The 8486-nt window shown below is 70.1% G+C and carries 9 protein-coding genes; 2 read left to right on the forward strand and 7 right to left on the reverse strand.

The window, feature by feature from the left end; translation table 11 throughout:
• Window positions 1-152: 152 nt before the first annotated feature.
• Genes VF536_RS03425 through VF536_RS03450 form a run of 6 tightly spaced genes read right to left on the reverse strand, consistent with a single transcriptional unit; the run spans window position 153 to window position 5296 of the window.
• Window positions 153-929, reverse strand: coding sequence for an SDR family oxidoreductase (locus VF536_RS03425; RefSeq protein ID WP_331613384.1), 777 nt, complete (start codon window positions 927-929; stop codon window positions 153-155).
• Window positions 926-1672, reverse strand: coding sequence for an LPS export ABC transporter periplasmic protein LptC (gene lptC, locus VF536_RS03430; protein WP_331613385.1), 747 nt, complete (start codon window positions 1670-1672; stop codon window positions 926-928). The genes VF536_RS03425 and lptC overlap by 4 nt, the downstream gene beginning before the upstream one ends.
• Window positions 1672-2280, reverse strand: coding sequence for a KdsC family phosphatase (locus tag VF536_RS03435; RefSeq protein ID WP_331613386.1), 609 nt, complete (start codon window positions 2278-2280; stop codon window positions 1672-1674). Before VF536_RS03435 ends, lptC begins: the two co-directional genes overlap by 1 nt.
• Window positions 2280-3269 (reverse strand): KpsF/GutQ family sugar-phosphate isomerase, encoded by a 990-nt coding sequence (locus VF536_RS03440; RefSeq protein WP_331613387.1) that lies wholly within the window; start codon window positions 3267-3269, stop codon window positions 2280-2282. Before VF536_RS03440 ends, VF536_RS03435 begins: the two co-directional genes overlap by 1 nt.
• Window positions 3270-3299: 30 nt before the next feature.
• Window positions 3300-4613: an ATP-binding protein gene (locus tag VF536_RS03445; RefSeq protein WP_331613388.1), complete on the reverse strand. Its 1314-nt coding sequence runs from the start codon at window positions 4611-4613 to the stop codon at window positions 3300-3302.
• A 20-nt stretch (window positions 4614-4633) separates the two neighbouring features.
• The gene (locus VF536_RS03450; RefSeq protein WP_331613389.1) at window positions 4634-5296 is read right to left on the reverse strand and encodes a response regulator transcription factor; all 663 of its coding nucleotides are present in this window, start codon (window positions 5294-5296) and stop codon (window positions 4634-4636) included.
• A gap of 163 nt (window positions 5297-5459) precedes the next feature.
• On the opposite strand from VF536_RS03450, the gene VF536_RS03455 reads away from it, so the two are divergent.
• Both VF536_RS03455 and VF536_RS03460 read left to right on the forward strand, forming a co-directional pair.
• Window positions 5460-6209 carry a phosphatase PAP2 family protein gene (locus VF536_RS03455; protein WP_331613390.1) on the forward strand — a complete coding sequence of 250 codons (750 nt, stop codon included), beginning with the start codon at window positions 5460-5462 and terminating at the stop codon, window positions 6207-6209.
• Between the two features lie 69 nt (window positions 6210-6278).
• Window positions 6279-6857 (forward strand): DJ-1/PfpI family protein, encoded by a 579-nt coding sequence (locus VF536_RS03460; RefSeq protein WP_067280420.1) that lies wholly within the window; start codon window positions 6279-6281, stop codon window positions 6855-6857.
• A gap of 188 nt (window positions 6858-7045) precedes the next feature.
• Here the strand turns inward: VF536_RS03460 and VF536_RS03465 are convergent, their stop codons facing one another.
• A complete protein-coding gene (locus VF536_RS03465) occupies window positions 7046-8317 on the reverse strand; it encodes a Glu/Leu/Phe/Val dehydrogenase (RefSeq protein ID WP_331613392.1) in 1272 nt (423 codons plus the stop codon).
• Between the last annotated feature and the right edge of the window lie 169 nt (window positions 8318-8486).

Raw genomic sequence — 8486 nt, forward strand, 5'->3', positions numbered from 1 at the left:
CCACGCACGGCAGGCGGGTCCATCCCGCCTCGCAATGAAAAAGGCGCTCCTCGGAGCGCCTTTTCTTTTGGCCGATCAGCCCCTCTTGCTCCCTCTCCCGCTTGCGGGAGAGGGTGGGGGTGAGGGCCAGCAGCCGTGGCAGTGAAGCGGGGTCAGGTCTCGCCCTGACGATGCTTGCGTGGCCTTCCCGCCAGCAAGCGGTCGAAGACCGCGCCCGGCAGCAGCCGCATGATGCGCGCCACGACGCCCATCTGCCACGGAATGAACCGCACCCGCGCGCCCGCGTCAATGGCCGCATAGGCCTTGCGCGCGAAGTCTTCCGGCTGCATCAGGAACGGCATCCCATAGCGGTTCTCACGCGTCAGCGGAGTATCGACATACCCCGGCGCGATCGTCACGACCTTCACGCCATCCGGCCGACATTCCCCACGCAGGCTCTCGCAATAACTGAACACGGCGGCCTTGCTGGAACAGTAAGCCCCATGTCCCGGCAGTCCGCGGATACCCGCGACGCTGGCGATACCCACCAGCGTGCCGCTGCGACGCGCCCGCATCGCGCTGATGAACGGATGGAAGGTCGCGGCCAGGCCGATGTTGTTGGTGGCGTAGAGGCGCTGCATCACGGCGAGGTCCTCGTAGATCGCCGTGTCCATGCCGATGCTGATGCCGGCGTTGGCGATCACGACGTCGGGCAGGCCCTGCTCGGCGATGCAACGGCGGCCGGTGGCCGCGATGGCCTCGACGTCGCTGACATCGGCGCGGTACACGCGCCAGCGCGACGGGGTCAGCTGTTGCTCTTCGGCCCAGGCGCTCAGTTCCTCGACGCGGCGCGCGACGAGCGCCAGGTTCCAGCCCTCGCGGTAGTACTGCAGCGCGAGCGCCTGGCCGATGCCGCTGGAGGCACCGGTGATGTAGACAAGTCGGGTCATGGCTTGCGAGGGGCCGTGGTGGCGGCGGACGCAGCGGCCGCCGGCTTGGCGGCCCCCTGAGCGCCCGCCTTGACGGGCTTCAGCGACGGACGCACGCCGGGCTGCGCCGCGAAGGTCGCGCGACCGCCGCCGCTGAAGCTCAGACGGCCGGTCAGCTGGTCGTAGACGAAGCTCTTCACCTGCATCTCGCCGCCCATGCCGACGACCCGCGCCGGCAGGTGGGAGCGGATCTGCTGCTGCGGCACGAAGGCGTGCAGGAACTCGCCGTAGAGCTCCAGGTCGGGCGGCTGCGACGTGTCGCCCGCGGGGTAGCGCTTCACCTTCACGTCGCCGAGCAGCTGCACCTCGCTGCCGTCGCCGTTGGACACGCCGCGCTGCGCGTCGGCCACCAGCAGCTCGTCGAGCTTGCCGTAGGCGCGCAGCTGCGGGCTGTCGATCTCCAGCGTGTCGTTGTCCGGGTAGTGGCGCATCTCGGTGCCGATGATCCGGCCGGTGAGCCGGCCGTCGCTGCTGAAGCGCTGCACCTCGAAGCCGTTCATCCGGTAATCCGGCTCATGCTTGGGCGCGGTCTTCTCGCGCGGCGCCTCGAGCTGCGGCGTGTTCTTGATGAGCCACCAGGTGAAGCCGGCCAGCATCGCCATCAGCAGCAGCGGCACATAGTTGGCCAGCATCGCCTGCAGGCGCCACAGCAGCGGCTGGGCGCGGCGGCGTGGTGCGGTCGGCGGCGGAACCAGCGCCGCCATCAGTGACCGCTCCCGTCCAGCGTCTCGAGGTGGCCGCGCAGCAGCCGCGCGTACTGACCGGCCGCCATCAGCAGCAGGTCGCAGAACTCGCGCGCCGCGCCGTGGCCGCCGGCGGCGGCGGTGACGTGATGTGCGACCGCCTTGACCTCGGCATGGGCCTGCGCCGGCGCGCAGGCGAAGCCCGCGCGCACCATCAGCGGCAGATCGGGCCAGTCGTCGCCGATCGCGGCGACCTCATCCCAATGCAGGCCCAATTGATCGAGCAGCGGCTGCGCCGCGGCCAGCTTGTTCTTCGCGCCGTAGACGGCGTGCGGCAGGCCCAGATCCGCGACCCGGCGACGCACCGCCGGCGAGTCCCGTCCCGTGATCACGATGGGCACGATGCCGCCCTGCGCCAGCAGCTTCATGCCGTGGCCGTCCAGCGTGGCGAACGCCTTGATCGTCTCGCCGGCTTCGCTCAGGTAGATGCGGCCGTCGGTCAGCACGCCGTCGACGTCGAAGATCGCGGCCTTGAGGCCGAGCGCCGGTCCCTGCGCCTTCAACAGCAGCTCGGGCGGGAAGGACAGCGCGGGCTGGAGTTCGCGCACCACCGGGGAAGAGCTGCTCATCAGATCACCTTCGCGCGCATCAGGTCGTTGATGCTGATCGCGCCGACCAGCCGCTGCTCGTCGTCGACCGCCAGCACCAGCGTGATGCGCGCCTGTTCCATCAGGTCGGCCGCGACCACCGCCAGCGCGTCGGCGGGCACGGTGCGCGGATTCGGATGCATCACCTGGGCGGCGGTCAGGCCGCGCAGGTCGGTGCCGCGTTCGATCAGGCGGCGCAGGTCGCCGTCGGTGAAGATGCCGCCGACCTTGCCGTCGGCATCGGCCAGCACGGCGCAGCCGAGGCCCTTGTCGGACATCACCCGCATCATCTCCAGCAACGGCAGCTCGGCGGAGACGCGGGGCAGCGAGTCGCCGCTGCGCATCAGGTCGCGCACGTGCGTCAGCAGGCGGCGGCCCAGCGAGCCGCCCGGGTGCGAGCGGGCGAAGTCCTCGGCGCGGAAGCCGCGGGCGTCGAGCAGCGCCACGGCCAGTGCGTCGCCGAGCGCGATCTGCGCCGTGGTGCTCGCGGTCGGCGCCAGGTTCAGCGGGCAGGCTTCCTGCTCGACGCGCGAGTCCAGAACGAAGTTCGAATGCTTGGCCAGCGACGACGACAGCCCGCCCGTCATGCCGATCAGCGTGACGCCCAGGCGCTTGAGCACCGGGATGATGGCGTTGAGCTCGTCGCTCTCGCCGGAATTGGACAGCGCCAGCACGATGTCGCCGGGCGTGACCATGCCGAGGTCGCCATGGCTGGCTTCGCCCGGATGGACGAAGAACGCGGGCGTGCCGGTGGACGCCAGCGTGGCAGCGATCTTGCGGCCGACGTGACCGCTCTTGCCCATGCCCATCACGACGACGCGACCGGCGCTGTCGAGGATGGTCCGCACCACCTGCTCGAAGGATTCGCCCAGGCGCGGACCGAGCGCGAGCAGCGCCTCGGCCTCGACTTTCAAGGCGGCGCGGGCCACGTCGAGCGCGCGGGAATGGGTGAGGGCGGCATGGGTCGTCATAAGGGCGAAAGTGTAGCCGCCGGGGTCGGTTCAGTCCGGCGCCGGCCCCAGGCGCATCGCCACGCAGAAGCCCGTCGTCATGGATGGCAGCGACAGGCTCCCGCCATGGGCGCGGGCCACCAGGTCGGCCATCATCAGCCCCAGTCCCATGCGCCCCTCGTACTGCTGGCGCTCGAGCGCGTCGTTCAGGTCCACGCGCTGCCAGTCCGGCACGCCTTCGCCGTTGTCGGTCAGCGCGAGCAGCAGGCCGCGGTCCGACAGGCGATGCAGCCGCAAGTGCATCTGCGACGCTCCATGCCGGAAAGCGTTGTCGATCAGGTTGATCAGGGCGGCGGCCAGGAGGTCGGGATCGGCGTCGATGCCCGCGTCGTCCTCGGGCAGGTCAAGCGCGAGACCGTCCGGCAGCGGCAGCAGCGACAGTAGTTCGTTCAGGTCCAGGCGCTGCCAGCGCAGGCTCATGCCGGTGCGGAACAGCGTCAGCAGCGCCGTCACGACGCGGCGCAACCGGTCCGCCGCTTCGCGGGTGCGCTGCAGCCGGGCACGCGACTCGGGCGGGGCTTCGCGCAGCGCCATCGCGAGCTGCGCGTCCATGCCGGCGAGCGGCGTGCGCAAGGCATGCGCCGCATGGGCGCTGAAGGCGCGCTCGTTGGCCACGCGCTGTGCCAGGCGTTGCCCGAGGTCCAGCACCGCGGCGCGGATCCCCGCCAGTTCCTGGCGGTGCTGCTCGGGCAGCACCTGCCGGGTGTCGAGCGGGTCGTAGTCGGCGAGCGCGCTGGACAGCTCGGCCAGCGGGGCCAGTTCGGCCCGCGCGCGCCGGTTCATCCACATCATGCAGAGCCCGCCGACCAGCAGCGCCGAAATGGCGCTCGCGAGTCCGACCCGGCTGCGCACTTCCTTCCGCTCGGCGCTGGTCTGGGCCACCATCAGCCAGCCCGGACCGGCGACCGTCGGCAGCGGACGCACGTGGACGCGCCAGTCGTCGCCGTCGGTGCCGTCGTCCTGCCAGTCGCTGAAGCCCGGCGGCAGCTTCCACGCGTTCACCGGCGCCAGCGGCGAGCGGTGCAGCAGCGCGCCGTCCGAGCCGACCAGTTGCCAGGCGAAGTGGGTACTGAGGTCGTCGTTGTCGGCGATCTCGGCCGGCATCGCGCTGCCTTGCCGAAGCAGCTGCCCCAGCACCTGCGAGGACGCCTGCAAGGTCTCGTCGAGCAGTTCGTCGACCTCCTCCTGCACGACCAGCCAGACGCTGACGCCCGCCAGCAGCGCCCAGAAGGCGGAGATCATCAGCAGCTGGCGCGCCAGGCGGCCGGCGATCGACGGGCGGCGCGGGCCCGTGGGCGCGTTCACGTCCACGCTTCCCTCCCCATTCACGCGGCCTCCGGCCCGAGCCGGTAGCCCAGGCCGCGGACGGTCTCGATCAACTCGCGACCGAGCTTGCGCCGCAGGCTCGACACGTGGACCTCCAGCGCGTTGCTCAGCACCTCGGCGTCGTCGCCGAGCACCTGCAGCTCGAGCTCGCGTTTCGGATACAGCCGGCCGGCACGCTGCGCCAAGGCCTCCAGCACGGCCCATTCGCGTGCGGTCAGCTCGACCGCGTGGCCGTCGCGCGTCGCGCGCTTGGCGGCGAGGTCCAGCACCACGTCGCCGTAACGCCGTTGCGAGCTGCTCGCGCCCACGTGGCGGCGGCTGACCGCGCGCAGCCGTGCGGCGAGCTCCTCCGGGGCGAAGGGCTTCACGAGGTAATCGTCGGCGCCGCTGTCCAGGCCCTGCAGACGGTCGGCCAGCAGGTCGCGTGCGGTCAGCATCAGCGCCGGCGTCGACACGCCGCGCTGGCGCAGACCCCGCAACCAGTCCAGGCCCGAACCGTCCGGCAGTTGCCAGTCGACCAGCAGCGCCTCGAACTCCTCGTGCTGGCGCGGCAGCACCTCGGACAGCCGTCGGGCCCAGGTCACCGTGTGACCCTCGGCGCGCAGGAAGTCGCGCAGGGCCTCGCCGAGGAGTTCGTCGTCTTCGAGCAGCAGCAGTCGCATGGCGTGAGGGCGGCCTTCCGGCCGTGTCGTCGAGCCGGGAAGATAGCAGTCGCCGACGCCTTGTGCGAGCGGGTCTGCCGGCGTGCGAAGCGACGCAGGTCTTCAGCCGGCCTTCAGCTTGGCTTCAGGGCGACTTCAGCGCCGCGGCGCCCACTCAGGCCCCGTGAAGCCCCATCCCCTGTCCTCCCTTCAGCTCGGCGCCGGTTCGACCGCGACGCCGGTCCTGTCGCCCGTCGGGGCGATGTCGATCCCGGCGCTGCGGCGCGGCTGGCTGGTCGCGCTGGCCGGCCTGGCGGCGCTGCTGCTCTGGGACCTGGCCGGGTGGGACCTTGCCGTCGTGCGGCTTTTCGCCGACGCGAACGGCTTCGCACTGCGCGATCACTGGATGACCTCGGGCCTCCTGCACCAGGGGGGCCGCTGGATGGCCACGGGACTGGCCGTGATGCTGCTGATCAACGCCGTCCGGCCCCTGTGGCCCGGCCTCACGCGGCGTGAACGCTGGGGCGCGGTTGCGCTGACGGCCGTCAGCCTGATCCTGATCCCCCTCATGAAGCAGGGCAGCACGACGAGCTGCCCGTGGGACCTGGCCGAGTTCGGCGGCGTCGCGCACTACGTGTCGCACTGGCGCTTCGGCATGCGCGACGGCGGGCCGGGCCACTGCTTCCCGTCTGGCCACGCGAGTTCCGCCTTCGCCTTCTTCAGCCTGTTCTTCATGCTGCGGCGCGCCTATCCGCGGCAGGCGCGGTTCGCGCTGGGCGCGGTGGTGACGATGGGTGTGCTCTACGGCTTCGCGCAGATGGCGCGCGGCGCACATTACCCCAGCCACACGATGTGGACCGGCTGGATCTGCTGGACGCTGGCCGTCGTCGCGGCGCCGTGGCTGCGAGCCCGCGACGCCGACGCGGTTACATGACGGATTCATCGCCCTGACGATCGCGGCCTCCCAGAATCGACGCTCCTGCAACGACTCTGGAGAGATGCGATGGGCAAGAAACTGCTGCTGCTGGCCGGCGACTACGTCGAGGACTACGAGCTGATGGTGCCGTTCCAGGCGCTGCAGGCGGTGGGACACCGGGTCGACGCCATCTGTCCCGGCAAGAAGGCCGGGGACTTCGTCCTGACGGCGATCCACGACTTCGAGGGCGCGCAGACCTATTCCGAGAAGCCGGGTCACCGCTTCACCCTGAACGCGAGCTTCGACGACATCAAGCCGGAGGACTACGACGCGCTGGTGATCCCGGGCGGCCGGGCGCCGGAGTACCTGCGCACGATGCCGGGCGTGCTGCCGCTGGTGCAGCACTTCGCGAAGGCGGACAAGCCCATCGCGGCGATCTGCCACGGCGCGCAGTTGCTGGCCGCTGCGGGCATCATCCGCGGCAAGAAGGTCTCGGCCTATCCCGCCTGCGCGGCGGAGGTCGAGCTGGCTGGCGCCAGCTTCGCCGACATCCCGGTCGATCAGGCGGTCACGGACGGCAAGCTCGTGACGGCGCCGGCATGGCCGGCACATCCCGCATGGATTGCCCAGTTCCTCGCGGTGCTCGGAACCAAGATCACCCACTGACCTTCCCTCAAAGTCCTCGGTAGCAAAACCGTTGAAGGCCGGTGGTGGTTGAGGACGGTGAGGCGTGAGGTTTCAGCGCTTGCCGCTGGGGCCTCATGCCTCGGCGGCCAACGCTTGCCCTCTGCAAGAAAAAACGGGCGCCAGTGGCGCCCGTTCTGCCGTAACCGCGAGAAACCGCGGTCGATGACTCAGGGGTACAGACCGCGCTCTTCGCGCGCTTCCAGCACCCGCGTGCAGGCCACCGTGAACGCTGCCGTGCGCAGCGGGATCTTGTGGTGTTCAGCGGTATCCCAGATGCCCTTGAACGCGCCGACGAGGATCTTGTCCAGGCGGACATTGATTTCGTCCTCGGTCCAGAAGAACGACGAGAAGTCCTGCACCCACTCGAAGTAGGACACGGTCACGCCGCCGGCGTTGGCGATCACGTCGGGGACGACGATGATGCCGCGGTCGGCCAGCACGGCGTCGCCGTCCGGCGTCGTCGGGCCGTTGGCGCCTTCGATGACGACGCGGGTCTGCACGCGCTTGGCGCGTTCACCGGTGATCTGACCTTCCAGGGCAGCCGGGATCAGGATGTCCGACTTCACGTCCCAGAAGTTCTCGTTGTCGATGCGGTCGGCGCCCTTGAAGCCGCCCACGCCGCCCGTGCGGGCCAGGTGGTCCAGCAGGTCGGTCATGTCCAGGCCGTTCTCGTTCAGGATGGTGCCGGTGTGGTCCTGCACCGCGACGACGATGGCGCCGTTGGCGGCGAACATCTTCGCGGCCACGGAACCCACGTTGCCGAAGCCCTGCACGGCGACGCGCGCGCCTTCGAGATTCACGTTCAGGCGGCGCATCGCTTCGCGGCCCACGACGAACACGCCGCGGCCGGTGGCGGCCACGCGGCCCAGCGAACCGCCCAGCGCGATCGGCTTGCCGGTCACGACGCCGGTGGCGGTCGCGCCCACGTTCATCGAGTACGTGTCCATCATCCAGGCCATGATCTGGCCGTTGGTGTTCACGTCAGGCGCGGGGATGTCCTGGGTCGGGCCGATGATCATGCCGATCTCGCTGGTGTAGCGGCGGGTGACCTTCTCCAGCTCCTTCATCGACAGCGTCTTCGGGTCCAGGCGGATGCCGCCCTTCGCGCCGCCGTAGGGCAGGTTCACCGCGGCGTTCTTGACCGTCATCCAGGCCGACAGTGCCATCACTTCTTCCAGCGTGACGTCCGGGTGGTAGCGCACGCCGCCCTTGCCGGGACCGCGGGTCAGGCTATGTTGGACGCGATAGCCCTCGAAGTGGGCGATGGTGCCGTTGTCGAGTTCGATGGGGATGTCCACGATCAGCGCGCGCTTGGGGCGGCGCAGCGTTTCCACCCAGCGGGCCAGCTTGCCCAGGTAGGGCTCGACCGCGTCGATCTGGGACAGGTAGGTGCCCCAGGGACTGTTGCGCGTGGGGGAAACGAAAGACAGGTTGGGCATGAAATGCTCCGTAACTTTTCGGTGGCGCGAACGGTACCCCGAAGCCCTGCCCGTCCGCCACGTGCGGCAAAGCCGAGTGCACATGCGGGCATGCGCCCCATGCATAAGGCAGGTAGTTTGCGCCTGGGAAGTGACCAAAGCCAAGCCCCTGCGGCACGAGCGCGGCGGC

Source organism: Roseateles sp., from assembly GCF_036486225.1.
Taxonomy (GTDB): Bacteria; Pseudomonadota; Gammaproteobacteria; order Burkholderiales; family Burkholderiaceae_C; genus Roseateles.

Bases quoted from the DNA above. Each gene is read 5' to 3' on its own strand.
- VF536_RS03425 (WP_331613384.1), bottom strand. From the start codon at position 929: ATGACCCGACTTGTCTACATCACCGGTGCCTCCAGCGGCATCGGCCAG.
- lptC (WP_331613385.1), bottom strand. From the start codon at position 1,672: ATGGCGGCGCTGGTTCCGCCGCCGACCGCACCACGCCGCCGCGCCCAG.
- VF536_RS03435 (WP_331613386.1), bottom strand. From the start codon at position 2,280: ATGAGCAGCTCTTCCCCGGTGGTGCGCGAACTCCAGCCCGCGCTGTCC.
- VF536_RS03440 (WP_331613387.1), bottom strand. From the start codon at position 3,269: ATGACGACCCATGCCGCCCTCACCCATTCCCGCGCGCTCGACGTGGCC.
- VF536_RS03450 (WP_331613389.1), bottom strand. From the start codon at position 5,296: ATGCGACTGCTGCTGCTCGAAGACGACGAACTCCTCGGCGAGGCCCTG.
- VF536_RS03460 (WP_067280420.1), top strand. From the start codon at position 6,279: ATGGGCAAGAAACTGCTGCTGCTGGCCGGCGACTACGTCGAGGACTAC.
- VF536_RS03465 (WP_331613392.1), bottom strand. From the start codon at position 8,317: ATGCCCAACCTGTCTTTCGTTTCCCCCACGCGCAACAGTCCCTGGGGC.